The organism is Croceibacterium segetis (assembly GCF_011320115.1).
In the GTDB taxonomy this organism is placed as follows: Bacteria; Pseudomonadota; Alphaproteobacteria; order Sphingomonadales; family Sphingomonadaceae; genus Croceibacterium_B; species Croceibacterium_B segetis.
Genome location: NZ_JAANOZ010000012.1, coordinates 23,408 through 47,659, shown reverse-complemented (window position 1 = coordinate 47,659; position 24,252 = coordinate 23,408). Strand labels below are relative to the sequence as shown.

The 24,252-nt window shown below is 63.9% G+C and carries 21 protein-coding genes and 2 CRISPR repeat arrays; of the genes, 10 read left to right on the top strand and 11 right to left on the bottom strand.

Annotation, left to right across the window (positions count from 1 at the left end):
- Positions 1–307: 307 nt before the first annotated feature.
- The 3 genes from G7B69_RS13070 to G7B69_RS13060 are packed head-to-tail and all read right to left on the bottom strand — an operon-like array spanning position 308 to position 2,585.
- Positions 308–1,882, bottom strand: coding sequence for a recombinase family protein (locus G7B69_RS13070; protein WP_166179978.1), 1,575 nt, complete (start codon positions 1,880–1,882; stop codon positions 308–310).
- Positions 1,879–2,289 (bottom strand): DUF2924 domain-containing protein, encoded by a 411-nt coding sequence (locus tag G7B69_RS13065; RefSeq protein WP_166179976.1) that lies wholly within the window; start codon positions 2,287–2,289, stop codon positions 1,879–1,881. The genes G7B69_RS13070 and G7B69_RS13065 overlap by 4 nt, the downstream gene beginning before the upstream one ends.
- Positions 2,286–2,585 (bottom strand): DUF3489 domain-containing protein, encoded by a 300-nt coding sequence (locus G7B69_RS13060; RefSeq protein WP_166179974.1) that lies wholly within the window; start codon positions 2,583–2,585, stop codon positions 2,286–2,288. Before G7B69_RS13060 ends, G7B69_RS13065 begins: the two co-directional genes overlap by 4 nt.
- A 189-nt stretch (positions 2,586–2,774) precedes the next feature.
- On the opposite strand from G7B69_RS13060, the gene G7B69_RS13055 reads away from it, so the two are divergent.
- The 3 genes from G7B69_RS13055 to G7B69_RS13045 are packed head-to-tail and all read left to right on the top strand — an operon-like array spanning position 2,775 to position 5,178.
- A complete protein-coding gene (locus G7B69_RS13055) occupies positions 2,775–4,079 on the top strand; it encodes a site-specific DNA-methyltransferase (RefSeq protein ID WP_166179972.1) in 1,305 nt (434 codons plus the stop codon).
- Positions 4,076–4,615, top strand: coding sequence for a DUF5681 domain-containing protein (locus G7B69_RS13050; RefSeq protein WP_166179970.1), 540 nt, complete (start codon positions 4,076–4,078; stop codon positions 4,613–4,615). Before G7B69_RS13055 ends, G7B69_RS13050 begins: the two co-directional genes overlap by 4 nt.
- Entirely contained in the window at positions 4,612–5,178 is a 567-nt protein-coding gene (locus G7B69_RS13045) for a DUF5681 domain-containing protein (RefSeq protein WP_166179968.1), read from the top strand. Before G7B69_RS13050 ends, G7B69_RS13045 begins: the two co-directional genes overlap by 4 nt.
- A gap of 154 nt (positions 5,179–5,332) precedes the next feature.
- Positions 5,333–5,698: direct repeats of the CRISPR family, unit length 36 nt; unit sequence GTTGCGGTTGGCCCGCGATTTCTGAACTGCTAGGCC.
- 94 nt (positions 5,699–5,792) lie between these two features.
- Positions 5,793–6,093: direct repeats of the CRISPR family, unit length 36 nt; unit sequence GTTGCGGTTGGCCCGCGATTTCTGAACTGCTAGGCC.
- A gap of 179 nt (positions 6,094–6,272) precedes the next feature.
- Here G7B69_RS13045 and cas2 read toward each other — a convergent pair.
- The 4 genes from cas2 to cas9 are packed head-to-tail and all read right to left on the bottom strand — an operon-like array spanning position 6,273 to position 10,621.
- The gene (cas2, locus tag G7B69_RS13040) at positions 6,273–6,512 is read right to left on the bottom strand and encodes a CRISPR-associated endonuclease Cas2 (protein WP_243415176.1); all 240 of its coding nucleotides are present in this window, start codon (positions 6,510–6,512) and stop codon (positions 6,273–6,275) included.
- The gene (gene cas1 / locus G7B69_RS13035) at positions 6,509–7,249 is read right to left on the bottom strand and encodes a type II CRISPR-associated endonuclease Cas1 (RefSeq protein ID WP_243415175.1); all 741 of its coding nucleotides are present in this window, start codon (positions 7,247–7,249) and stop codon (positions 6,509–6,511) included. Before cas1 ends, cas2 begins: the two co-directional genes overlap by 4 nt.
- Positions 7,200–7,442 carry a hypothetical protein gene (locus G7B69_RS16870; RefSeq protein WP_243415174.1) on the bottom strand — a complete coding sequence of 81 codons (243 nt, stop codon included), beginning with the start codon at positions 7,440–7,442 and terminating at the stop codon, positions 7,200–7,202. The genes cas1 and G7B69_RS16870 overlap by 50 nt, the downstream gene beginning before the upstream one ends.
- A gap of 14 nt (positions 7,443–7,456) precedes the next feature.
- Entirely contained in the window at positions 7,457–10,621 is a 3,165-nt protein-coding gene (gene cas9 / locus G7B69_RS13030; RefSeq protein WP_243415173.1) for a type II CRISPR RNA-guided endonuclease Cas9, read from the bottom strand.
- A 444-nt stretch (positions 10,622–11,065) separates the two neighbouring features.
- Between cas9 and G7B69_RS13025 the strand changes: the two genes are divergently transcribed.
- The 7 genes from G7B69_RS13025 to G7B69_RS12995 all read left to right on the top strand — a co-directional run bounded on the left by G7B69_RS13025 (position 11,066) and on the right by G7B69_RS12995 (position 19,819).
- Positions 11,066–11,842: an IclR family transcriptional regulator gene (locus tag G7B69_RS13025; RefSeq protein WP_166179964.1), complete on the top strand. Its 777-nt coding sequence runs from the start codon at positions 11,066–11,068 to the stop codon at positions 11,840–11,842.
- 128 nt (positions 11,843–11,970) lie between these two features.
- Positions 11,971–13,005, top strand: a complete 1,035-nt coding sequence (locus tag G7B69_RS13020) for an alpha/beta hydrolase (RefSeq protein WP_243415172.1) — start codon at positions 11,971–11,973, stop codon at positions 13,003–13,005.
- Positions 13,006–13,017: 12 nt separating this feature from the next.
- Positions 13,018–13,785 (top strand): HpcH/HpaI aldolase family protein, encoded by a 768-nt coding sequence (locus tag G7B69_RS13015; RefSeq protein WP_166179962.1) that lies wholly within the window; start codon positions 13,018–13,020, stop codon positions 13,783–13,785.
- Between the two features lie 5 nt (positions 13,786–13,790).
- Entirely contained in the window at positions 13,791–14,687 is an 897-nt protein-coding gene (locus G7B69_RS13010) for a cupin domain-containing protein (RefSeq protein ID WP_166179960.1), read from the top strand.
- 243 nt (positions 14,688–14,930) lie between these two features.
- Positions 14,931–15,908, top strand: coding sequence for an amidohydrolase family protein (locus tag G7B69_RS13005; RefSeq protein WP_166179958.1), 978 nt, complete (start codon positions 14,931–14,933; stop codon positions 15,906–15,908).
- A gap of 23 nt (positions 15,909–15,931) precedes the next feature.
- On the top strand, positions 15,932–17,092 hold the full coding sequence (locus G7B69_RS13000; RefSeq protein WP_166179956.1) for a sialidase family protein: 1,161 nt from the start codon (positions 15,932–15,934) through the stop codon (positions 17,090–17,092).
- 243 nt (positions 17,093–17,335) lie between these two features.
- On the top strand, positions 17,336–19,819 hold the full coding sequence (locus tag G7B69_RS12995) for a TonB-dependent receptor (RefSeq protein ID WP_166179954.1): 2,484 nt from the start codon (positions 17,336–17,338) through the stop codon (positions 19,817–19,819).
- Between the two features lie 113 nt (positions 19,820–19,932).
- On the opposite strand, the gene kce is transcribed toward G7B69_RS12995, so the two are convergent.
- The 4 genes from kce to G7B69_RS12975 are packed head-to-tail and all read right to left on the bottom strand — an operon-like array spanning position 19,933 to position 23,982.
- Complete coding sequence (gene kce / locus G7B69_RS12990; RefSeq protein ID WP_166179952.1) at positions 19,933–20,868, bottom strand: 3,5-dioxohexanoate:acetyl-CoA acetone transferase; 936 nt, start codon at positions 20,866–20,868, stop codon at positions 19,933–19,935.
- Positions 20,869–20,878: 10 nt separating this feature from the next.
- Complete coding sequence (locus G7B69_RS12985) at positions 20,879–22,339, bottom strand: NAD-dependent succinate-semialdehyde dehydrogenase (RefSeq protein ID WP_166179950.1); 1,461 nt, start codon at positions 22,337–22,339, stop codon at positions 20,879–20,881.
- Positions 22,336–22,794, bottom strand: a complete 459-nt coding sequence (locus G7B69_RS12980) for a nuclear transport factor 2 family protein (RefSeq protein WP_166179948.1) — start codon at positions 22,792–22,794, stop codon at positions 22,336–22,338. The genes G7B69_RS12985 and G7B69_RS12980 overlap by 4 nt, the downstream gene beginning before the upstream one ends.
- A gap of 33 nt (positions 22,795–22,827) precedes the next feature.
- Positions 22,828–23,982 (bottom strand): iron-containing alcohol dehydrogenase, encoded by a 1,155-nt coding sequence (locus G7B69_RS12975; protein WP_243415171.1) that lies wholly within the window; start codon positions 23,980–23,982, stop codon positions 22,828–22,830.
- Positions 23,983–24,252 lie beyond the last annotated feature (270 nt).

The window sequence follows — 24,252 nt, the reverse complement described above, 5'->3', positions numbered from 1 at the left end:
CCGTCCAATCCTCGAGCGTCTCTGGCCATTTCAGGCCGGCTTCGCGGGCGCCGTCTCTCGGCCTTTCGCCATCGGTTCGGTTTCCCTGCATTTCAGGCAAGAACAGGGAAAAATGCAAATCTGAGGCCGAAAACAGGCCGTTTTCAGCCGATTCAGCCGACTTGGCCGGAGATTTATCACGGTTTTACCGTGGGTTACGCGCCAAAAACCGTCTTTCCCTGTTATTCGCCATAACAGGGTATTTAATCGGTCATAACAGGGGCTTTAATCGCCATATCAGGCCCTGTTCTCGTCCATAACAGGCTCATCATGTCGGCCATCCCAGGGCCGCTTTCTGCCCGTTCCAGGCGAGCGGAATGGCAATCGATTTGAGCTTTTCCAGATTGAGCATCGGCGGCTGCCGACCGGCAAGTATGTCGCGCTGGAGTTCGGGAGCAAGAAAGGCGAGCCGCAAGATCTGGCGATCGTAAAGCGAGAGCGGTGAACTCTTCACGACTGGCATGCCGCCCTCGCGTTCGAGCATCCGATGCGCCTTTCGCAGCGCCGTGATCAAGGCTGGATCAGGCCTGGCGCTTCTCGTTGCACCAGTGAGTACCAGCGGTCGTCCTCCGCGGAGCGGCAGCGCAAGCGGCACATGGATGCGGACCACCTTGCTGGCGGCGTGAACGATTGTCTCTTCATCGCTGAGTCGAAGACCGAGATCGGCAGCGCGACCGCCGGGGAGATCGACTACGAGCCCATCGCTGACGAGCCGGACGGCCATGATCTTGTCGAGCTGCCGTTCGCTGGTGTCGAGCAAACGTTCGGCGACCTCGGTGACCACTCGCTCGATGGCTTGCGCAGAAAGGCGTCGGATCACGCCGCCATCGGATGAAGCGGCGCCTTGCTGCAGCGAAGCGGAGACGTAATAGCGATAGCTCCGCCCCGACTTGCCGCGCGAGAAGGTCGGGCACATCGGTTCGCCGGTGGCGTCGAACAACTTGCCGGTGAGAGGCGCCCTGGCGATGCGGTGCTCTGCCTCGGCGCGATGCCGACGGGCATTGCCATCCAGTATCCGCTGCACGCGCTTGAACAGGTCCTCGTCGACGATGGCCTCGTGCTCGCCCTGGTGGACCGCCTCGCGATGCACGATCTGCCCAAGGTAGATGCGGTTCCGCAGAAGGTGGAACAGCGCCCCGCGGCTGAAGGCGTCGCCGCCCAGGGTTTTGCCGTTCGCGGTCACCCGCTGCTTGGGACGGATACCCTGATCGGCGAGTTCGCGCTGCAGGGCGTGGACCGAGCCGAGCTCGAGATAGCGAGCGAAGATATGCCGGACCGTCGCCGCTTCGCTCTTGTTCACTTGCAGCGTCCGCGTGCCCGCTGCTGGAAGATCGTAGCCGAGAGGCAGTGTCCCGCCCATCCACATGCCCTTGGCCTTCGAGGCAGCGATCTTGTCACGGATGCGCTCGCCAGTGACCTCGCGCTCGAACTGGGCGAACGAGAGCAGCACGTTGAGCATCAGCCGGCCCATCGAGTTGGTGGTGTTGAACGACTGCGTGACCGAGACGAAGCTCGCCCCCGCCTTCTCGAACACCTCGACGATGCGCGAAAAGTCCGACAGCGAGCGCGTCAGGCGGTCGATCTTGTAGACCACTACGACGTCGACCAGCCCCGCCTCGATATCGGCGAGGAGACGCTGCAGACCGGGGCGCTCCATGGTCCCGCCCGAGAACCCGCCGTCATCGTAGAGCGCAGGGATCACGGTCCAGCCTTCGCTGGCCTGACTCTTGACGTAGGCCTCACCGGCTTCGCGCTGGGCATCGAGCGAGTTGAACGACTGGTCCAAGCCTTCGTCGGAGCTCTTGCGCGTATAGATCGCGCAGCGGATGGTCTTGACCGTCATGCGGCGTCTCTCAGGCCGAAGAAGCGAGGCCCGTTCCAGCGGCTGCCCGCGATCGCGGTCGCCGCCGCCGACAGGCTCGGATAAAGCCGATCCTGCCAGCGGAACCCCTGCTCCTCGACGATCACCTCGACCTTGCGCCCCTGCCAGGTGCGGCTGAGGATGGCGCCATGGCCGAGGTGCTTGCCCTCGGCCTCGGTCGCACCCGTTCGGACCAGCGCGCGCCGGGTTTCCCGGTCGAGCCCGCCGAATGCTTCGGCCTGAACGCGCCAGGCGAGCATCATTTGCATGATCGGTACTGAGCGCAGCGGGGGAGGGGCGCCGTAGCGCCGCCTCCAGAGTTCGCGCAGTTGCTCGAGGTCCATCGCCCCGATCTCGGCAACGAGCTGCTCGATACTGTCGCCGCTCATGCCGCCCGGCTCCCGCGATAGCGGCGCACCCCGTCGAGCTTTTCCGAGGTGATCGCGAGGCCGCGCTTCTTGAGCGCTCCTGCCATCGCTCCGCGCACCGAATGGGGCTGCCAGCCGGTGGCCTCGACCATCTCGGCGATGGTAGCTCCGGTTTCCCGCGTGAGCAGAGCCTCGAGCTGATGGAGCCGAGAGGGACCCGGCTTCTTCGCCGATGCCTTGCTGGAAATATTTTGCGCGTCGGTCTTGGGCTCGCGCGCCATGCGGCGAGCGCGCTTCGCTGTGGTGGTTTGTGTCATCGTGGTTCTTCCGGTTCAGGCGGTGCCGGAATGGCCGCCGCTACCGGCGCGAGCCCGGCTCGCCGGGCGTGGAACAGCAATGCTCGCTGTCGGCCGACAGTCCAGTGCAATCGCGCTGTCCCGGGTTTTTCCCCCGCCGCGGGGGGTCTAAGGGTTATTCGGGGTGTCGCGGTCCACTATTGTTCTCGAATGGACACACCTCCCGCCCTGGCAGCCGGAGCTGCCACTCGCCCGCTCACGGTCGTCTACAAGCCGATCGACAGCCTGACCCCGGACCCGCGCAATGCCCGCACGCACCCCAAGCGGCAGGTCGAGCAGATCGTCGCCTCGATCCGCGCGTTCGGGTTCACCAACCCGATCCTTGCCGATCCGGAAGGAAACCTGATCGCCGGCCACGGACGACTGCGCGCGGCGAAGGAGATGGGCCTCGCCGAAGTCCCGGTGATCGAACTCGCGGGTCTCAGCGAGGCGCAAAAGAAGGCGCTGCGGCTCGCGGACAACAAGATCGCGCTCAATGCCGGGTGGGATGTCGAGATCCTCAAGCTCGAGCTCGCCGATCTCTCGCTTCCCGAGATCGACATCGACCTCTCGCTCACCGGGTTCAGTCCCGGCGAGATCGATGTGGTGCTCGCCGGCAGCCCGGATCCGGATGACGAGGTCATTCCGGCGGTGCCGGCCAATCCCCGCGTGCGTCCCGGCGATATCTGGCAGCTCGGCGAACACCGCATCGGCTGCGGCGACGGGCGCGATCGAACGTTCCTGGCTGAGGTGATCGGGGAAGGCGCCCGAATCGATGCCGCCTTCCTCGATCCCCCGTACAATGTGAAGATCAACGGCCACGTCAACGCCAAGGGCCGCCACCGCGAGTTCGCCATGGCCTCAGGCGAGATGACGACGGACGAGTTTCGCAAGTTTCTCGAGGACACCCTCGGCGCTTGCGCTTCTGTCTCGCGCAACGGCGCCGTCCACTTCGTGTGCATGGACTGGCGGCACATGGATGATGTGACCGCTGCAGCGGGTGGAACCTACGACGAGCTGCTCAACATCTGCGTGTGGAACAAGAGCAACGCCGGGATGGGCTCCCTGTATCGCTCCAAGCACGAGATGGTGTTCGTCTACCGCGTCGGGGATGCCTCGCACACCAACGCGGTCGAGCTGGGCAAGCACGGTCGCAACCGGACCAACGTGTGGGACTACGCCTCGGTCAACTCGCTCAAGGGAAGTCGACGCGAGGATCTGGCGCTGCATCCGACCGTGAAGCCAGTTGCCATGGTCGCCGATGCGATCTGCGACGTCACCCGTCAGGGTGAGCTGGTGCTCGACATCTTCCTTGGCTCCGGCACCAGCCTGATCGCTGCCGAGAGGGTCGGCCGCCACTTCCGCGGGCTCGATATCGATCCGGCGTATGTCGACGTCGCGATGACCCGCTGGTCGGAGATCACCGGCAAGGAGCCGCAGCTGGTTCATCGCGCGAGCGAGGAGGCCGCGGCATGAGCAGGGGCGGCCACACCAGGTTCTCGAAGGGCCAGTCTGGAAACCCCAAGGGTCGGCCAAAGGCCCGCCGGCCGCACGTCTCGGCGTTCGACATCATCTTCGACAAGACGCTGACTGTCACCCAGGGAGGTGTTGAGCGCGAACTGACCATCGACGAGGCGCTGCAGTTGCAGACCTATCAGGCGGCGCTCAAGGGCAGCCGGATGGCGATCCGCCAGGTCCTCAAGATGATCGAGAAGCGAGAGGCGGCGCTCGCTAAGCTCAATCCTCCCAAGTCCCGCGCCCTGACGATGGAAGTCGAGCACGATGCTGACAACGCCGACGAAGCCATGCGCATTCTGGGGATCGCGACTCTCGACAAGACCGAAGATTCCGGCGGTTACTGGAGCACACACCTGCGTCTTGCCACCTGGGCGACCCAGGCCGCTCTCAGCCGCCCGGGGCGCCGACGGCTTACCGAGAAGGATGTTGAAGACATCAAGCGGCTGACCTGCAGTCCGGAGCGCCTGAAATGGCCGCGCGGGCGGTTGGCATGAGCGAGCCGCAAATTCCTGAGGAGGGGCCGCGTGTCGGTTACAAGCGGCCACCTCCTGCCACGCAGTTCAAGAAGGGTCGGTCCGGCAATCCGAAAGGCCGGCCTCGGACCCGGCACCGGCAGATTCCCTATGACAGTGTTCTTGGACAGATGGTTACGGTCCGCGAGGATGGGCGCGAACGGCGCATCACGGCGGCGGAAGCGTTCATTCTCCAGCTGACGCAGAAGGGCCTGGCCGGAGACAGTGCGGCAGCGCGTGCATCCCTGGCGGCGATCGAGGAAGCGCGAGGGAAACGCGAGCCTGACAAAGACCTCGAGATAACGCGGATCATCATATGCTCATTCGGAGTCGGAAGCGCGCTCCGGATCCTTGGCCTGGGGGTCAAGAAGTACCCGCTCGACAAGCAAAAGGTCCGCTGGGAGCTTGAGCCCTGGATAGTTGAGGCAGCTTTGAGCAGGTTGGACGCGGGGGCCCTCTCCAAGGACGAGCAGCGAGAAGTCTGGATGAACACTCGCACCCCGGACAAGGTGTGCTGGCCGGCTTGGTGGGCCGAAAAAGGTTGAATGGCTGCTTTGCGCCAATCTCGGCCGCATGTCAGTAACTGGGTAGAGCCTGTGAGCCGACTGTCTGCTTCGAGTGGACTCCGCACAGGCGGGGTGGAGGGCACAGGCGGATGCGAAACTCCCCTTGAACGCATTCGGTGCAACTGCGCCGACAGTTACGGTTGGCCCGCGACTTCTGAATTGCTAGGCCTGTCATGGGGCGTGTCTGCTTGAGATGCGCGTTGCGGTTGGCCCGCGATTTCTGAACTGCTAGGCCGCACTCAGCCTGTAGATGCGATAGATGCCGGTTGCGGTTGGCCCGCGATTTCTGAACTGCTAGGCCTGAACAAGCGCAGCCATGCAGCAACAAGCCGTTGCGGTTGGCCCGCGATTTCTGAACTGCTAGGCCCTGCGGCGTCGAGGGCTGATTGAGGGATTGGTTGCGGTTGGCCCGCGATTTCTGAACTGCTAGGCCACAGCGCGTAGAAGGCCGACACCGGCATGAGTTGCGGTTGGCCCGCGATTTCTGAACTGCTAGGCCCTGCAAGCGCATCGAGGAAGCCCAACGTCAGTTGCGGTTGGCCCGCGATTCTGAACTGCTAGGCCGCAGGTCCAGTGCTTTCATCGGCTTATCGAGTTGCGGTTGGCCCGCGATTTCTGAACTGCTAGGCCAGCGCGGGTCATTTCGCTTGTCCTTGTGCGGTTGCGGTTGGCCCGCGATTTCTGAACTGCTAGGCCCCTCGATGGGCTGTCGACCTCGGATGGCTTGTTGCGGTTGGCCCGCGATTTCTGAACTGCTAGGCCCCACCCCGCTTCGACCGATGACGGGGAGCAGTTGCGGTTGGCCCGCGATTTCTGAACTGCTAGGCCACAGGCACCGGGAATATGCCTGTGGTTATAGTTGCGGTTGGCCCGCGATTTCTGAACTGCTAGGCCGGATGGCCCGATAACCTGCTGTGAAAAACAGGAAATCGGAACATCCGGCCAGCACATTCCGCCAGATATAATTAGAACATGGCGAGCTGGTCGGGATTCCTGCGCGGCTGCTTGCGCCGCTGGCTCGCGAATCGGACGACGCTTTCATACTGTCGGTCGGTGAACGTGAGCACATGGACCTAGCCCTTTTCCGGCAGTCTCATCTCGATCCGCTTGAGGTAGGACTTGTAGGCGACCTTGCCGTTGCAGAATCTAGCATAGACCGAGAACTGGCTCATCTCGAAACCTTCATCGAGCAGGAATTCGCGAAACTTTGCGGCGTCGCGCATCTGCTTCTTGGTGCTCACGGGCAGGTCGAACATCACGAAGATCCACATCAGCCGATATCCGCTCAAATGAGCCAGATCGCTCGCGATCATGGCTCGCTGCTGTCATCGAGACGGCCTGCAGCGGCCCATTCGATGGGAGTGGGTGGCTCGAATAATATCAGGTCGGCATGGCCGGTTTCGAACGCGCGGGCGAGCGATTGTGCGAGGCGCGCCGCGGCGACCGATACCGGCGAAACTTCGCCCGCAATTCTGAGATCGAAGGCAATCAGCCGCGCGAACCGGCTCTTGGCTGGCGGATCGAGCGCTTCGATTCCTTCGTATACCATGTTCCGGGCAAGTGCATCGACGAGCGGGCGAAAGGGCTGGACCAGATCGTCGGCGAGGGCGAAGGCATTCCCGCGATTGGAATGCTGGATGCCGAGGGTGGGATGCAGGCCCGCGGCCACAACGGCCCGGGTGCAGGTCGCGCGCATGATGGCATAGCCGTAGTTAAGAAGCGAGTTGACGCCGTCCGCGTCACGATCGCGCCGGAAGTCCAGGCCCATCAGCAGCGGCCAATACCGCCGTGCCGCTTGGGCCTCCAGATTCTCCTTGTCGCCCGAGCTGACCCGGCGCGCCATGAACGGGAACGCCTCGGCGCCGGCGATGCCGCGCGCGGCCAGCAGCGATCCTTGCATTTCGATCTTGGCGCCAACGATCCGGCGCCAGAGCTGTTTTACTAGAGGTCTGGAAGCGGCGAGCTGGGCCTGCATCCGCGCGTTCTGGGCATGGTGGCCTTCAAGCGGCAGCGTCACCGCGATCGGCGAATGGTTCGAGCCGCAGAACACGATTGGCGCGCCTCGTTCGCCAAGGCCGGCGACCAGATTGGCTGCAGGTGGCGCCACGGGCGTGGACGATGACGGCATGAATGTCATCGAGCGCGACCCTGCCGATCTCCTCGCGCTCGCGCTCGACGATCAGGAACCCTCGATGGATGGACAGGTGCTGGCCGTCAGTGGCGATATCGACGATCCGGTCCATCCCGCGCGCTCCAGCTACTCGCGCGGCCCGGAATCAAACACGCGGCCAAGCGGATCGATACGGACCTGGCGGGCTTTCATTTTCTTGAGGCTGCCACCGGTGGCGTAAACGTACTTGAACGGGTCCGTGTCGGCCGGGGCGGCATCGCGGGCTTTCAGGGCACCAGCCTCATTGGCCGCCGCGAGCGCCAGGCTTCCATTGGTCGAGAACTTCACGACCCTCAGTATTTCAATCGCCCCACCGTGGCGCTCGACAGCCAGCAAATCGCTCTGGCGAAGGCTGAGTACCTTCTTGGCGGCGGGGTGAGGGCGACGCTCGGCGGCGTCAGGCTGATGAGCGTCGAACATCGAAACGATGTCGTGGACCCATTTTCCATTGGGCAAGCGCCACACGTCGTAGCGCGCATTTGAATCGCCCTTGTAGGCTTTGTAGGCCCGGCCCGTCCGGTCGCGAACCGGAATGACCGTGAGCGGCTCGCGCACCCGCACGCGCCGGACTCCTTTGAACACAGGGTGCTCCTGAGCAAAGCGAGCCAGCGCTTGTTCGAAGTCCTTACCTGAAAGATCATGGGTCGCGGCGCGGAGCGCGTTGCGCAGCGTTTCGTCGGGAATGCGGCTTGGGTCCGTCAAGTCGCCCGGCTTGAGGCTCATCAGCGGCACGCGGTGGACGACAATGGGCGTCTTCCGATCCGCAGCGAACTCGCCGGTGAAACCGTAAGCGGTTTCGTTGTGCAGGCGACCTGCCGTCACGTCGCGATCCTTCGAGGGTCGACTCTTACGTCCGTGATCCGGCTTGTGGCTGACGGTGACGCGCGCCAGCTTTTCTCCCAGCTCCTCGCGGAAGCCTTCCCACGGCTGCGGCAAGTTCTCGAACAGGCGGTCGAGGTCCTTATCTTCTGCTCGGCTGGCCGCGTGGGCGATTTCCTGCATGAGATCAAGGGTCGTCACCGCCGCCACCGCCGCGTCGATGGCATGGTGACGGTGATCGAGCCGGTTCTTCGGGGCGTTGCTGTGCTCATTCTCGACGTAGTTGTGGTCGGGCAACAGGCTGTTGAGGCCCCATAGCCGCCGCAGCATCGCGGTCATACGACCCGGAATGACATCCACGCGGCCGTCCTGTGCTGTCGGATAGAGACTGCGCAGATACTTGCCCGCGATGCGCGAGAGGTACTGCGTGTCGGTGAGTTGGCGAGCGAGGAAGCCGCCCTCGCGCTCCAGTCGCCGCAGGGCGTCGGGTCCGAAGCGCCACTGTTTTGACTTGTGTAGGCGGGCGACTTGGGCGCTGATGGTGTCCCAGCGGTCCTCATCATGGCCCCAGCGTTCCCAAGGCGTCTTGTTGCCCTTGGCGCGATTGCAGCTGCGGTGCGCGACGACCTTGTTGCCTGCGCTGTCATCGAGCGAGCGGGAATAGGGGATGATGTGGTCGACGTCCGCTTCGCCGGAGAAAAGCTGGCGGATGCCAATTGGCTGGCCGCAATAGGGGCAGCGGCGGTCGAGCGGGTTGGCTGGACTGAGGTCCTCCCAAAGCCGGAGCAGCATTCGGTTGGCGCCGGTGTCGAGGAAGCCTTCCGAGGCGAGCTTTTTGCCCCGCGCGATGGCTGCATCGGTCTCCTGTTTGATGCGCTTCTTGTGCTCGTCTTTCTGCTTCTCATTGAGCTTCAATTCGCGCGCCAGCTCTACCACGATCTGGTCCGGACGGCCGTGGACGGCGATCACGGCGTTGACCAGCTTCTCCAATTGGCGAAGGCCGATATGCACGGTGGGGTTCGTGATCTTGCCATAGCGCCGCTCGAGCGGATCGCCATACTCTTCCTTGCCGGGCGCGATCTCGCGGGTGAGGATTTCGCCGTAGTAAGGCAGCTGATCGAGTACCTCCCCGGTACGATGATCGCTGTGATGGAACCCGGCTGCCTCGGCTGCCTTGTCGTATGTGACGACGTCGGCGCGGAGTGCATCGAGCAGGCGCCTTGTTGCCGTGAGCCCGAAGCGCCCATAACCCTCCGGCAAGTCGGCATTGGCGACGGTCTCGGCGGCCGCGTCGTCGAGCCCGTATTCCGCCTTGAGCCAGGCGAGCAGTGTTTCCGGGCTCTCGTCGTTCTGCAGCCGGTCGAGTACGCGCAGCTGCTCGTCGAGGCCGAAATGCAGCCAGCGTGTGTCGAAGCGCTTCCTGTCGCTGAGCTCAGCCCGCACTTCGTCGCCGATCAAGTCCTTGCGATTCTCGCTTTCCTTGTTGAAGCGCTCGTCTTCATGGAGCCCGATGACCTTGGCCAGCGACTGGAAACTGACCTTCTTCTTATCCTGGAGTTTGAGGATCAGCGCATCGCGCTCATCGCGCGTGAGTGGCCGGTCGGCCGCGCCGGCCGAGACGATGCGGAGCTGGTTGACCTCTTCATAAAGCCGCCGTTGCTGGAACAGGGGGTGCGCTTTGGCCAACCGCCGCTCGTCGGCTGGTACGCCGCTCAAACCCGCGAACGTGCAATAGCCGACCTCCTGCTCCTTCAGCGGGCGCTGGAAGAAAAGGATGCGATGAAGCGCCGCCCGTGCCGTATCGGTGAGAAGCACGGGATGGTGCTTCGCCTGCTCCTCCCAGATACGACCGAACTCGTATTCGATATGACGCCGCTGCGGATAGAAATCGTATTCCTGGTTCTCGCTGTCGAGCCGCACACGCTTGGCTTCGCGGTTCGCGAGGAATTGCCCAAGGGTGTCGGCACCCACCTTGGCTATAGCCTGATCAAGCGCCTTGGCTCCGCTGGCGATCTTTCCTTCCTCGCCCGGCTTCCCCTTGCGATCGGTCTTCCGGTTAGATTTGAAACCGCGCCTCTGGTTAAGGTGGAACAGCGCGCGACCGATCTCGTAAGGCTCGAGCCGCTCGTTTAGTGCGCGCTTGCGCAGGTCATAGGGATCGCGCTCGGTAATTAACTTGGCCTGGTCGGCGTTGGCGGGCATGAACTTGTGCACGATTAGCGCGTTCAAAAAAGCTGTGCGTCTTCCGAGATAACGGTCCCGGCGGCGCCGCATTGCCCGCGCATCTCGTCGATCTACTGCCAGCGATGCGCCAGACTTGGGGTCCCGTCCGTCGCTGAAGATGCGCGCGCCAACGTCGACAATCCGGCTGCCATCTTCGATCAAGCACCAACCGATGCTGTTGGTGCCGATATCGAGGCCAAGTCGTCTCATGATGCGTCCTCCTGCCGGCATTGTGGCAAGCGGAGGGTGTTCCGGCAATTGACTTTGTGATGGAAGTTCAGTATTATGACCGCTCAGAAATCGCGAGCCAGCTGTTAACAAGCAGCTTGACTGCACCAAATAAGGGCGGGGCTACGGCCCCGCCTTTCACGTCTGGCTACGAGTCAACTGGCGAGACGCGCATCGTCTGCTTTAGCACAAGCTGCATTCGAAGCAGGCAGTCGGCTTCCGGCCACGACTGGCCGCCAGGCTGATCACGGGACCGGGTTCATGCGCCGGTGCGCGTCGAATCTCATTTTAGGCAAAATCTCTTCGCGAGGACGTGAGCCGCACGCACGCCGCCGCCTGAGTCTCTATCTACCTTGATCATCGTGCCGATGGCGATCATGTGGCGGACGATGACCTTTCAGTTCGCTTGCCGCCCGATGGTGGATGATGTCTGAGCCCGACGGCAACGCATCGGGTGACGGGGTCCGTGCAGCGCGCGTGGCACTGCGAATGCTCGAGCTCTTGGCCAGCCGCGAGGACCTCGGCGTGTCCGAGATCGCGCGCGAGACCGAAACCAGCAAGCCCCGCGTGTTTCGTCACCTGCGCACCCTCGTGTCCCTTGGATATGCGGTCCAGCGCCACGGGAGCGATCGATATGCCCGCGGGCCGCGGTTGCTCGCGCTGACGCGGGTGATCGGCCAGTCGGCGGATGATGGTCTCATCGAACTCTCGCGGCCGATATTGCGCCGGTTGCACCAGGAGTTCGACCACAGCTTCAACCTCTCACTGGTCTATGGTGACAGTGTCTCGATCGTCGAGAGCATGCCGGGCAAGGCGCTCGTGGGGATCACCGTTCAGCTCAACCAGGAAATCCCGCTCCATTGCACGGCTGCCGGCAAGCTGCTGCTGGTCGAGCAAATCAGGCGAGAAGGCAGCCTGCCTCATGGAAAGCTCACCCGTTTCACTCCATTGACCATCGCCGACCCGCTCAAACTCCAGCAGGATCTGGCGAAAGTCGAGGCGCTCGGCTGGGCGGACGCACCAGAGGAGGTCGTGCTCGGCATCAACGCCGTAAGCGCCCCGGTGCGCGACCATCGCGGCGATCTGGTAGCGATGGTATCAGCCATGGATTCGATCCAGTTCATCCCGGTGGAGCCGCCGAAAAAGCTTGTCCAGGCCCTGCAGACGGCGGCGGCGGAGATTTCCGCACTGCTTGCCATGTGAAAGGGAGGCGACCGCGATGCGGATCGCGTCGTCGGGGGTGCGGTGAACGCACGACTCGCAGCCCTTTGGAGCAAGACGCAACCGCGCTTGCCGTCACAATGGGACAGAACGGAGAGGATCGCGCGCAAATGACCCATGGACTTGAAATCGCGCGATTCCGCTCGGCCATCGCGTGCGCCGGCCTCATTTTCCTGGCGGGCTGCGCGACGGCTAGCGGTGCCGCCCTTCCGAACGGTGCCGTCGCCATCGCGCGGCAAGGATCGTTTGAAGCTGGCGGCAAAGTGCTCGGCGATCCGGACAAGTCCTCGCTCGTCTGCGACCACGGGCACGTCGAATACGAGATTCCGGTCGCCGAAAGGCCTACAGCGCTATTCCTGTGGCACAGCTCCAGCGCCGCTGTGTGGCAACGCCGGTGGGACGGTGGCGAGGGTTATCAGACCAAGCTTCTGCGTGCCGGCTATCCCACTTACGTGTGGGACGGACCGCGGGTCGGCCGCGCCAATTGGGGCTGTGAGGATTACACCTACAAAGCGCAAGTCGGCCGCGACCAAGGCAATTTCGGCGCCTGGCGCTTTGGGCCGAAGTTCGGCGAGTTCTGGCCGGGCGAGCAGTTTCCGTCGGATGATCCGGCGGCGCTGGAACAGGCGAACCGCGCGCGTTACGACGAATTCGACACGGTCAGGAATGCCCAGCTCGAAACCGACGCCGCTGCCAAGGCGATGGACCGAATCGGCCCTTCGGTCCTGCTGACTAATTCGGCCGGCGGCTTCCGCGCGCTGTTGACCCGGCTCAAGAGCGACAACGTCAAGGGAATCGTCGCCTACGAGGATCCAGGCTACGTTTTGCCCGATACGACGGAGCCGAAGATGAAGGAAGGGCCGTTCGGCCCGGTCTATGTATCGGAGGCGGAGTTCGCCAGACTCACGAAGATCCCGATCCAGCTGGTCTGGGGAGACCATATCGAGGATTCGAAAGGCTGGCAGGATTTCTACAACCTCAGCCTGAAGTTCGCCAAGGCGGTCAACGACCGTGGCGGGCGCGTCGAAATTCTGCGCCTCACCGACGCAGGGCTCCACGGCAACTCGCACATCCCGTTTGCCGACATGAACAACGATCAGGTCGCCAGGCTGCTGTTCGTCTGGCTCGAGAAGAACGGCTTCTGAGGAGCGGCGGGCGTGGCAAGCGTCATTTCCCGAGTTCGCGCCGCCGACGGCAGAGGCCTGCTCGGGACCTGGGTGAAGATACCGTCGCTGGAGACGGTGCAATTGCTCGGCCACGCCGGGTTCGATTTCGTCGTGATCGACATGGAGCACGCGCCGCACACGCTGCAACGGGCGGTCGAGCTGGTGTTCGCCGCCCAGGCGATGGGCATGGCGGCGCTGGTGCGACTGCCCGACCATACCGGCACGACCATCCAGCCGCTACTCGACGGCGGCGCCGACGGGTTGCTGGTGCCGCGGGTCACGAGCCCCGCCATCGCCGACGCGCTCACCCGGCGAATGGTCTTTGCGCCGAAGGGAGAGCGCGGCCTGGGCGCCACTTCGCGGGCGGGCCGGTGGGGCCTGATGGCGCTGCCGGACTATCTTCGCGCCGGCGATGAAGCCCTGCGGATGATCCAGCTCGAGGACTGGCCATCGCTCGAACGCGCCGCCGAGTTTGCCGGCCTCGATCACGTGAACGGCATCTTCATCGGCCATGGCGACTTGTTCCTGTCGAGCGGTATGCCGACGAGCGACCCGGCGGTGAGGGACCTGACTGCCCGCGTCCTGAAGGCAACCCGGGAGGCGGGCATCCTCTCGGGCGTGGCCGTCGCAACGCCGCGGGATGCGCGTGAGCACCTGGAGATGGGCTTTTCGCTGGTCATGGTCAGCAATGACACCACGCTGTTCGGCCGAGCCGTCGCCGAGGCGGCGAGCGCCACACGGGCAGCGCCTAAGGAGTAATGACGATGTACGAAGCAGACGACCCCCGCTCCCGCCTGTCAACCGCGGCTGGCGGCACGGGGCCGATCTCCGCGTTCGGCGCGTCCAGCTACGGCCGGTTCTACGCCGGTGCGCCGCAAGAGACGGGCGAGGGTCAGCGCAACTGGTACACCCGCGGGCAGAATTTCGTCGTCTGCTACTCGGAGGTCGAAGCCGGCGCGGTGTTTGAGCGCAAGGGCCAAGTCGACGAATACGTGCTCCTGCTCCATGACGAGAACATGGCCGCCACGGTGGAGGCGAACGGCGAAACCGTCGAGGTGCCGGGCTACACGATCACGATGATCCCGCCGGGCGACAGCCGCGTGACCTGCAAAGCTGGCGGACGCATCGTGCGCCTGATTACGGCGCAATCGGCCGATGTGACAGCCAAGGTCGACAATGCCGGCAACTACGCCGGGCCGCATCCGCAGGTGCCTCCGTTCCAGCTCTGGCCCGACCCGACCGGCGGCTGGAAGATTCGCAGCTATTCCCTCGACGTGCCGGACCAGGAAGGGCGTTTCGGCAAGATTTTCCGTTGCACCACCTTCATGGTCAACATTTTTCCGCCGCAGGGCCCGCGCGACGTGACCAAGCTCTCGCCGCACCACCACGACGATTTTGAGCAATGCTCACTCGCGCTGGAAGGCTGGTACATGCACCACTTGCGCTGGCCGTGGACGGCCAACCAGCATGACTGGCGTCAAGACGAGCACGAACGCTGCGCATCGCCCTCGGTCTGCGTGATCCCTCCCAAGGTGATCCACACCTCGGCGCCATCGGATCCCGAGAACAACGTTCTGGTCGACATCTTCTCGCCGCCGCGGGAGGATTTCTCGGATATGCCGGGCTGGGTGCTCAACGCGGCAGACTATCCGCGCAAGTAGCGGACTGGCGGGCTGCAAGGCTGGGCCGATCGTCCGCGACAACATGGCAGCCGGGATCTGGGCGTCCCAAGGCCTAGGCCCTCCCCGACAACTGCGTCGGAGAGCTCAATAACTTGAACAACAGGACGATCCAGTTCGTTCGCAACGCCGCCGTCATCAAGTTGCCGGCAGCAGGGTGCCCTATGAAGATGGACCGATTCGCTTGCGCGTCGCCGAGCAGATCCTGGGGAAAGGTTTCAGCACATGATAGATCGTCGCATGCTCATTGGATCGGGTATCGCCGTAGCCGGCGTAGCGTTGCTGCCGAAGGCCGCCTTCGCCCATGTCATAAAACCGTCGTTCAAGCTGTTCGACACCCATGCACACTTCTACACAAACGATGTTGACAAGTACCCGTTCAAGGCAACCCGAAGCCGCTACGGTCCGGAAGTCATGGTTGCCAAGGCTATGCGCTATCCGCAGACACCGAAGGAAATCTTCGCGTTCTGGGACGAGTGCGGGATCGAGAAGGGCTGCGGGGTGCAGTACAACAGCACCTACCAGACCGATAACAGCTATTTGCTCGACATCGCGAAAGACCATCCCGACCGGATTGTCCCGGTGGTGATCACCGATCCTGTGGCAAAGGATGGCCCTGCGCTGCTTGAAAAGTTCACCAGGGACAACCGGATTTCCGGCGTGCGTTGGACAAGCAGCCCGGACAAGAGCGGCAGCTACGTCTTCCTTAGCGACGCCGCAACCGCATCGTGGGAAGCGGCGAATTCGCTGGGTCTCGCAGTGGTGCTGATGCCGATTGGCGGCAATATGGCGAATGCCATGGCCACGGTGGCGCAGTTCGCCGTGAAGTATCCGCGCGTGAACATCGTGCTCGACCACATCGGCTTTCCGCGGCCGAAAGATCTGCCGGCCACGCAAGGCCTGACGCCGGAGCACATCGCGCTCGCAAAGCTGCCCAACGTCTACTACAAATACACCACGCTGCTGATCGAGCAGTTCCACACCCAGGGTGTGGATCCCAAGCCGTTCCTCGAATACATGGTCAAGACCTTCTCGGCGGACAAAATGGTCTGGGGGAGCGACGTCGGGAACACCCCCGGGTCGATGTTCGGCTGGGTGCAATACGCTCTCGATTCGGGTTCGGGCCTGTCTCAGGCGGAGCAGAAGGCCCTGTTCCACGATACCGCTACCCGGGTCTTTATTCCCGGCGGGCGCCCGGCCTGAGCGCGCGATCGCAGGGCACGCCGATGAAGTTCGCTCCGCCACGCCGGCCCAGCCAGGTCGATCACGGGGTCGTCTATCGGCGTGAGGACGAGTTCTGCTCGTGGCCTTTCACTAGCGGCTTCTGGCAGACCGGCGACGGCACGCTGATCGCCAATTTTGCGACCCGCACCGTGGCTTACGATGACGGTTCAAAAATCCGCCACGACGTTCTCGGGAAGAACAGCTCCAACCCGCGGACCGTCACCGTGCGCTCGAACGACCGAGGCCGGTCCTGGAGCGGCCCGCAGTACGACATGATGGCCGGGCCTGGCGGGGAAGGTCGCGGGATGAAGCGCGAGAATATGCCGGCGGCCTTCGCCGAGCCGGTGAACTACCTCGACCAGAACGTGCTGGTGTCGAGCGGGAGCATGGGCGGCTTCGCCACCGCCGGCACGCAAGGCACCGCGCGACTGTCGCGCGATGGCGGCAAGACCTGGGGGCCAACGATCCTCCTTGCGCTCGAAGGCATCGCTTCGATGACCGGCGTCCAATCGACGCTGGTTCGGCCGGACGGGCGCCTGTTGGTGTTCATGTTCTCCGTCGACAAGGACAACACCCATCGCCACCCGCTGGTCTATGGCAGCACTAACGAAGGCCGCGAATTCCACTTCATATCCTACGTGACACCCTACGAGGACCCCTTCGGCAATGCCGACGGCAATTACGCAGACCCGAGCGTTGCCTTCGTCGGTCATCGCTGGTTTTATCCACGCGGCTATATGCTCCCGAGCGGGCGGATCCTGTGTATCACCCGCTGCCAGCGCGATCCCACCGGCGTGATGTGGTCAGAGGTGTTCTACTCTGACGATGGGGGTGAAACCTGGGGCTTTCTCAGTCGCGTGAACGACTACGGCGCGCCGGGCAACCTGGTGGTCATGCCAGACGGGCGCATCGTCTGTGTGTACGGTTATCGCCTGATGCCCGCCGGCATACGCGCGACGGTAAGCGAAGACGGCGGCAAAAGTTGGGGACCCGAAATCATCGTTCGCGACGATGGCGGCAGCTGGGACCTCGGCTATCCGAACTCGTGGCTGATTGACGGGAACACCGTGGGCACGCTGTACTATTTCAACAGCAAGGACGATCCCATCCAGGCCAATGGCGGGGTCCGCCATATTGAACGCAGCATATTCACGATCGACTGACACTCCTTCGCCAGTTGTCGATGTCAAATACAGCATAGGCCAGAGCCTTACGGGGCAAGCGGTCAACCCTCCGAGCCGGCAGAACGCGCGCGAACGTGGCGCCAAATGCAGCCATGACGACAAGAGGCAGGAGGAGCTACCATGAGGATCGCAGGGAACAGTTCGAAACATCGCGCTCGGGCCGGGCAAGTGGCATACTCCTTGTCCGCAGGCGCGCTGGCGCTCGCTGCTGCAATGCCTGGCGTGGCCTGCGCACAGGACACGGCCGCCCCGGCACCTGTCGATTCCAAGGACGCCGAGAACGCTAAAGCCGGTATCGACGAGATTCTCGTTACCGCTACGCGGCAGGCGACCAACCTGCAGGATACCCCGATTGCGATCACCGCTGTCACGGCCGAGGCGCTGGAGGCGCGCGGCATCACCAATATGGGCGACCTGACTTCGGTCGTCCCCAATGCTCAGTTCCGGCGCGTGCAGGGCGCCTTCGGTCCCGGCATCTCGGCGTTCATCCGCGGCATCGGCTCGACCGACACCGGCCTCGGCGCCGAGAACCCGGTCGCCTTCTATGTGGACGATGTTTACTATCCGATCCTCCTCGGGGCCAACTTCGACCTGCTCGACATCGATCACATCGAAGTTCTGCGCGGACCCCAAGGCACGCTGTTCGGTCGCAATACACTTGCGGGCGCGATCAACATCGTCGCCCGACAACCGAAGTTGCACGAGGTGTCGGGCTATGCAGACGTGACGACGGGTTCGTTCAATCGGGTGGACTTGCGCGCCGGGTTCAACCTGCCGCTTGGCAACACCGCTGCGCTGCTCGTCTCCGGGCTGTCGAAGAAGCAGACCGGTTACCAGAAAGAGCTCGACTTCACCTGCGAGATGAACCGCCGTGGCACGCCGCAACTCGCCGGCTCGTTCCCCGTCACCAGTCCGCTACAAGGAACCTTTTCGAATGCCCCGGGGAGCTGTGTGATCGGCCACTACGGCGGCACCGATGTGCGCGGCGCGCGTGGCAGCCTGATGTGGGAGCCGTCGAGTGATCTCAAGGTCACCGTCACCGGCGATTACATTCGCGACCTGTCGGATAACCCGGCAGACTCGATCGTCGATATCGATCCGGCCCGCGCGAACGGCAACATGCGGAGCCAGGCGGCGTACTTCGGCCTGACAATCGACCGCCGCTTCATGACCGGCGATCCGTACTCCACTTACGTTACGTACACCGACCGCATCGCGGCGTGCACGGTCATCCCGGGCAATACTTACTACAACGGCAGCAAGTCGCCCATCACGGGTGAGTGCACGCGGGGCGGCTACGTCATCCCCAACCACAACGACTTCACTAACTGGGGAGCGTCGGGCAAGTTCAACTGGAGCTTCGGCGGAGGCATGGAGCTGAGCGCGGTCGTCGCACACCGCAAGACCGATGAGACGCACACATTCGACACCGACGGCATGCCGCTCGTGGTCGAACACGTTATCAATCACCTGATCCAGAGCTACGACCACGCCGAGTTGCGCCTATCGGGCAAGTCCGACCTGGTCGACTGGGTCGGCGGCCTGTTCTACTTCAAGGCGAAGGGCGAGCAGTTCGCATCACTGATCCAGGGTAGTTCGGGTCTGCAGCGTTCACTGCACACGTTCTACACTCCAACCAGCAAGGCGGTGTTCGCCAACGCAACGGTGCGGCCCTTCGGCGAGCGCTTCGGTATCGTCCTCGGCGGCCGTTATGCCGACGATAAGAAGGTCGTGAACTTCTCGAATGTATCGGACCTCAGCCCGGCTGTCACCAGCTCGGACATCAAGTTCACCGTGGTGCCCAAGCAGAAGAAGTTCAGCTGGAAGGCCGGCGCGAACTTCCAGCCGAACGACAACATGTTGCTCTACGCCTCAGCTTCGACCGGCTACACGCTGCCCGGCTACAATCCGCGTCCGCTGCAATACACCCAGGTGGCGCAGTTCGACGGCAACGAGGACATCGCCTACGAACTCGGCGCGAAGATGGACATGTTCGACCGGCGGCTTCGGATGAACCTGGCCGGATTCTACACGGATTTCAACAATCGCCCGACCGGGATCGGCGGCGCCGAAGCGCTGCTTAACGATCAGGGGCAACCGCAAGTCGGCGACCAGCAGCTGATCCCGCTCCCCGGGGGCCCTCCCGGATCAACTCAATGCAGCACGACGCGTGTCGCTCCCGGCACAGGCATTGTCTGTCTCGGCCGCACCTACTTCCGCAACCAGCCAGCGACGATCCGGGGCTTCGAAGCGGAGTTGACGGCAAACCCGATCGACGGTCTGCTGATCAACGGCTCACTTGGCTGGTCGAAACTCAAGGCGCCGGACATCGCCGCGCGGACCGTGAACCGCCGACAGAACAATCCGTTCTGGACCGCTAGCGCGGGCATTCAGTACACGATCGAACACCCGTCCATCGAAGGCTCGATCACTCCGCGGATCGATATGACGTACGAATCGAATCAGATCGTCAGCGGCACTTCGACGAAATATAACGACCTGATGCCCGCGAAGGCGCTGTTCAACGGCCGGATCACTTACCAGAACGATCCCTACGATTTCAGCGTCGCGCTGGGCGTCACGAACCTGTTCGACAAATTCTACTACGTGAACGTGTTCGATTATCAGGGGCTCGGCTATCCGCAGACAGACGCCCAGCCGGCGCAACCGCGCGAATGGCACCTGACGGTCAGCAAGCGCTTCTGAGACGAATCCGCCGCGGCGCTTCTGCGAGACGCCGCGGTTCGATTGCGGCGTGCCGCAATCCTTCCTCCCTGGGGCCCGGCGCTTTCGCGTCGGGCCTCTGTTTTACCGGATTGTCAGAATGCGACGCGGTCTCCTCCCTTGAGGCCGAGCATTAGGCGCGCCTCGGCCGGGGTGGCGACCTCGCGGCCGAGCGCCTCGACGATCGAGCGGATGCGCGCGACTTGCTGCGCGTTGCTCGTGGCGAGCTCTCCCTTGCCGATGAACAGGCTGTCTTCCAGCCCGACCCGCGCGTGGCCGCCGAGAAGCACCGACTGGGTGCAGAAGTCCATCTGGTGGCGCCCGGCGGCGAACGCCGAGAGAATGTAGTCGTCGCCGAACAGGCTGTCGGCCACCGTCGTCATGTGCGCCAGGTTGCGCGGGTCAGGCCCGATACCGCCGAGGATGCCGACCACCGCCTGGATCAGGAACGGCGGTTCGACGAGCTTCCGGTCGACGAAGTGGGCGAGGGTGTAGAGATGGCCGGTGTCGTAGCATTCGAACTCGAATTTCGTGCCGTAAGCCTGGCCGACCTCGACCATGATGCGTTCGATGAACGCGTTGTCGTTGTACATGATCCGGCCACGGCTGCTCTCGACGTACTCGCGCTCCCAGCCGTACTGCCATTCTGCAACGCGTTTCCCGGCCCCCGAGAAGTCGAAGATCAGTGGCCCCATGTTGAGGCTGCACAGCTCCGGTTTCGCGGCATGAGCGCCTTCGAGCCGGGCGTCGAGGGTCATCGTCGCGCTGCCGCCGGTCGAGATGTTGATCACCGCGTCCGTCCCCTGTTTGATGCGGGGCAGGAATGCCAAGAAGTCCTCTGCCTTGGGGCTGGGGCTCCCGTCGGCCAGGTTGCGCGCGTGGAGGTGGAGCACGGCCGCGCCCGCCTCGGCAGCGCCCAGCGCCGCCTCGGCGATCTGGTCGGGCGTCACCGGGAGGTGCGGCGACATTGAAGGGGTGTGGATCGAGCCAGTCGGCGCGCAGGTGATGATGACTTTGTTCGACTTGCGCACCCGCGCCTCCTTACAAACGCGCCTGGCAGAGATACTTGATGTTGAGGTATTCCTCGAGCCCGTGGTGCGAGCCTTCCTTGCCGAGACCACTCATCTTGACGCCGCCGAACGGTGCGGCGGGGGTCGAAATCAGCCCGGTGTTGATCCCGACCATCCCGCTCTCCAGCCCGCGTGAAACCCTGGCGATGGTCTTGGGGTCCTCGCTGCACAAATAGGCGGCCAGGCCGAAATCGGTCGCGTTGGCCAGCTGCAGACCTTCCTCCAGCGTGGCGAAGCCGATCACGCCGGCGAGCGGACCGAATGTCTCTTCGTGCGCGATCTGGGCATCGGCCGGCACGTCAGCGAGTAGGGTTGGTGCAAACAGCCGGCCCTGCGCTTCGCCGCCCTCGACCACGAGACGCGCGCCGCGCGCCAGGGCATCGTCGCGGTGCTCTGCCACCTTCGCCTTGCCGGCGTCGTCGATCAGCGGACCAATGTCGTTCGCGGGATCGAACCCATCGCCCGCGCGCATCGCGCCGACACGCTCACCGAAGGCGCTCAGAAACGCCTCGCGAATGCCGTCCTGCACATAAATGCGGTTGGCGGCGATGCAGCTTTGGCCGCCGTTCCTGAACTTGGCGACCAGCGCCGCTTCGACAGCCGTCTCGAGGTCGGCGTCGTCGAAAACGAGCAGCGGCGCGTTGCCGCCGAGCTCGAGGCCGAGCTTCTTCATCGTACCGGCGCATTCGCGGTAGAGCTGCACGCCGATTTCGGTCGAACCGGTGAAGGAAAGCTTGCGCACCACCGGCGAGGCGGTGAGCACGCCGCCGATCAACCGGGCCGAGCCGGTGACGATGTTGAACACGCCTCTGGGTACGCCCGCCTCTTCCCCCAGCCGGGCGAAGGCAAGCGCGGTCAAGGGGGTGGCGCTGGCGGGCTTGGCGACCATGGTGCACCCAGCCGCCAGCGCCGGGCCGACTTTTCGGGTGAGCATCGCCAGCGGGAAGTTCCACGGAGTGATCGCCGCGGCGACCCCGAGCGGCTCGCGCTCGGCGTAAAGCCGGCGGCCCGGCACCGGGGCGGGGATCATTTCGCCCAAGGCGCGGGTCGCTTCGTCAGCGTAGAATTCGATGAAACCGGCACCGTAATCGAACTCGCCTTGCGCTTCCTTATAAGTCTTGCCGTTTTCGCGCGTGATCAGCCGGGCGATGTCGTCCCGGTTGGCCACGAGCAGTTCGAACCAGCGGCGCAGGATCGCGCCTCGCTCCCTGGCAGGCCGGGCCGCCCAGGCGGGAAACGCAACCTCGGCGGCGGCGACGGCTTCATTCGCTTCGTTCTCACCGAGGTTCGGCACTTCGGCGAAGCTCTCGAGTGTGAAGGGGTCGTCGACCGCGATCGGCGCGCGGTTTCCACCGATCCACCGACCGTTGATCAGATTCTTGGAAATGAGCAGATCGGCGTTATTGAGCGCGCCGCGGACTTGGTTCGTCACTTGTCCGCGTCCAGGTCGGGATTGGTCACCGGGACGTCGCTTTCGAACAGGTGCTCGAAGCGGCGGTAGGTGCACAGCCAGCGCCCGTCGCGGCGGACATAACGATCCGTCGCCAGGCTGATCGTCACGGGTTCGTGGCTGGGCAGCGGTCTAACTCCGTCGCGGGCATAGAGAAACAGGAAGTTGCTCGCCTCTGCGCTGTCCTCGCCGGTGAACCGCGCCCGGAAGTTGGTGAATCCGTGGACCGATAGCCTTTCGCCGCGGTCGCGCCGCCAATCGTAGAACTGCTGGATCTTGGCGACCCCGATGTAGCTGGCGAATTGGCCGTGGAACTCGGCTTCTTCAACGTAATAGCTCGAGGCGTCGCGCCCGCCGTTGAAATCGATCTCGTGCCAGTAATCGGCCAGCTGGAGCGACAACTCGGCGTTGAGCTGGAGTAGGTTTGCGTCGGCCATGGGCCCTCGTATCTCCTTTTGATATTCTGTTCGCTAGAGTGCGGCGTGGTAGATTGCCCGCGCATCGGCTTCGGTCACCTCGCGCGGATTGCGCACCAGCAACCTCTGCACGGTCATCGCCGCGGCGGCCATGTGCGGGATCGTGTTGTCGCTGATGCCGAAAGCCGAAAGGCGGCGCTCGATTCCGATCGTTTCGGACAGTTGTTCGATACGTTCGATCCCGGTCAGCGCCGTTTCCGCATCGTCGCGCCCGGTCGGACATCCCAGCGCGCGGGCCACTTCGGCATAGCGCGCCGGCGCCGCGTCGAGATTGAAACGCAGGACGTGCGGCAAGAGCAGCGAATTTGCGACGCCATGCGCGACGTGAAACTCGCCGCCGAGCGGATAGGCGAGTGCGTGGACGGCGGCGGTGTTCACCGGGCCCAGGCACTGGCCGCCCAAGTGGCTTGCACGCAGCATCCCGGCGCGCGCCTCCATGTCGCCGCCATCGGCGCAGGCGCGCTCGAGATGGCGGCCGACCAGCCGGATGCCCTCGAGTGCCCACTGGTCGACCACAGGATGGGCGAAGCGGTTGGCATAGGATTCGATGCAGTGGGTCAGGGCATCGATGCCGGTCGCGGCGGTCACCGCGCGCGGCATCGTGCGAGTCAGCTCGGGGTCAAGGTAGGCGAAATCCGGGACGAGGTAAGGGCTGACGACGCCCTTCTTCAGCTGCGCTTCGACGTCCTCGACAATGGCGATCGGTGTCACTTCGCTTCCGGTGCCGGCGGTCGTCGGGATGCAGGCGAGCGGGATGCGGCGCGGCGAGAGCAAATCGGTGCCGACGGTCTCGGCGAAGTCCTGCTTCCCGTCGATCAGGCCGGCGACCAGCTTGGCAACGTCCATGGCGCTGCCCCCGCCAAGGCCGATCACCCCGTCGGCGCGGAATTCACGCGCCGCCGCGAGGGCAGCGGCGAGATCGCCGGTGGTCGGTTCGCCCTCGCTTGCTTCGAGCACCAGCGTCGCGCAGCCGGCGGCTGCGAGCGCCCTCTCCGGTCCCGCGCACAGAGCCCGGATCGGTGCGCCGGTGATGACGAGCACGCGGCGGCAGCCGGCGCCGGCCATGTCTGTCGCGCAGGCGTCCGCCACGCCCTGGCCGAGGCGGACGGTTCGAACATTGTGCAGCACCAGATTCGGGGAATCTTTCACGTCGCGCTCCTCCCCTCTCCCAATCCGCGCAAGAGCGTCCGCGTGTCTTGTCCAAAGCGGCTCAATGGGTTGCGCGCTCGCATGAGCGGTTCAGCCTCCCGGAGCCCTTGCTGCCGAGGCACGCGGCAACTTCCGACGCCGCGCGGGACAAGCTCGCCAGGCAGCGCGACCTAGGTTAGCAAAGCTTGGGCATGGTGCGGCCGAGGCGCTTCGTTCCCCGGCGGCCGTGTCGTAGCAGCGGCTCGCCAAAACAGAGGCTTGGAGAGGCAT

Excerpts from the sequence above, each read along its gene's own strand:
- G7B69_RS13070 (WP_166179978.1), bottom strand. The coding sequence starts at position 1,882 with ATGACGGTCAAGACCATCCGCTGCGCGATCTATACGCGCAAGAGCTCC.
- G7B69_RS13065 (WP_166179976.1), bottom strand. The coding sequence starts at position 2,289 with ATGAGCGGCGACAGTATCGAGCAGCTCGTTGCCGAGATCGGGGCGATG.
- G7B69_RS13005 (WP_166179958.1), top strand. The coding sequence starts at position 14,931 with ATGATAGATCGTCGCATGCTCATTGGATCGGGTATCGCCGTAGCCGGC.
- cas9 (WP_243415173.1), bottom strand. The coding sequence starts at position 10,621 with ATGAGACGACTTGGCCTCGATATCGGCACCAACAGCATCGGTTGGTGC.
- G7B69_RS13000 (WP_166179956.1), top strand. The coding sequence starts at position 15,932 with ATGAAGTTCGCTCCGCCACGCCGGCCCAGCCAGGTCGATCACGGGGTC.
- cas2 (WP_243415176.1), bottom strand. The coding sequence starts at position 6,512 with ATGATCGCGAGCGATCTGGCTCATTTGAGCGGATATCGGCTGATGTGG.
- G7B69_RS13010 (WP_166179960.1), top strand. The coding sequence starts at position 13,791 with ATGTACGAAGCAGACGACCCCCGCTCCCGCCTGTCAACCGCGGCTGGC.
- G7B69_RS13020 (WP_243415172.1), top strand. The coding sequence starts at position 11,971 with ATGACCCATGGACTTGAAATCGCGCGATTCCGCTCGGCCATCGCGTGC.
- G7B69_RS13055 (WP_166179972.1), top strand. The coding sequence starts at position 2,775 with ATGGACACACCTCCCGCCCTGGCAGCCGGAGCTGCCACTCGCCCGCTC.
- G7B69_RS13060 (WP_166179974.1), bottom strand. The coding sequence starts at position 2,585 with ATGACACAAACCACCACAGCGAAGCGCGCTCGCCGCATGGCGCGCGAG.
- G7B69_RS13025 (WP_166179964.1), top strand. The coding sequence starts at position 11,066 with ATGTCTGAGCCCGACGGCAACGCATCGGGTGACGGGGTCCGTGCAGCG.
- G7B69_RS13050 (WP_166179970.1), top strand. The coding sequence starts at position 4,076 with ATGAGCAGGGGCGGCCACACCAGGTTCTCGAAGGGCCAGTCTGGAAAC.
- G7B69_RS12980 (WP_166179948.1), bottom strand. The coding sequence starts at position 22,794 with ATGGCCGACGCAAACCTACTCCAGCTCAACGCCGAGTTGTCGCTCCAG.
- G7B69_RS16870 (WP_243415174.1), bottom strand. The coding sequence starts at position 7,442 with ATGGACCGGATCGTCGATATCGCCACTGACGGCCAGCACCTGTCCATC.
- G7B69_RS13045 (WP_166179968.1), top strand. The coding sequence starts at position 4,612 with ATGAGCGAGCCGCAAATTCCTGAGGAGGGGCCGCGTGTCGGTTACAAG.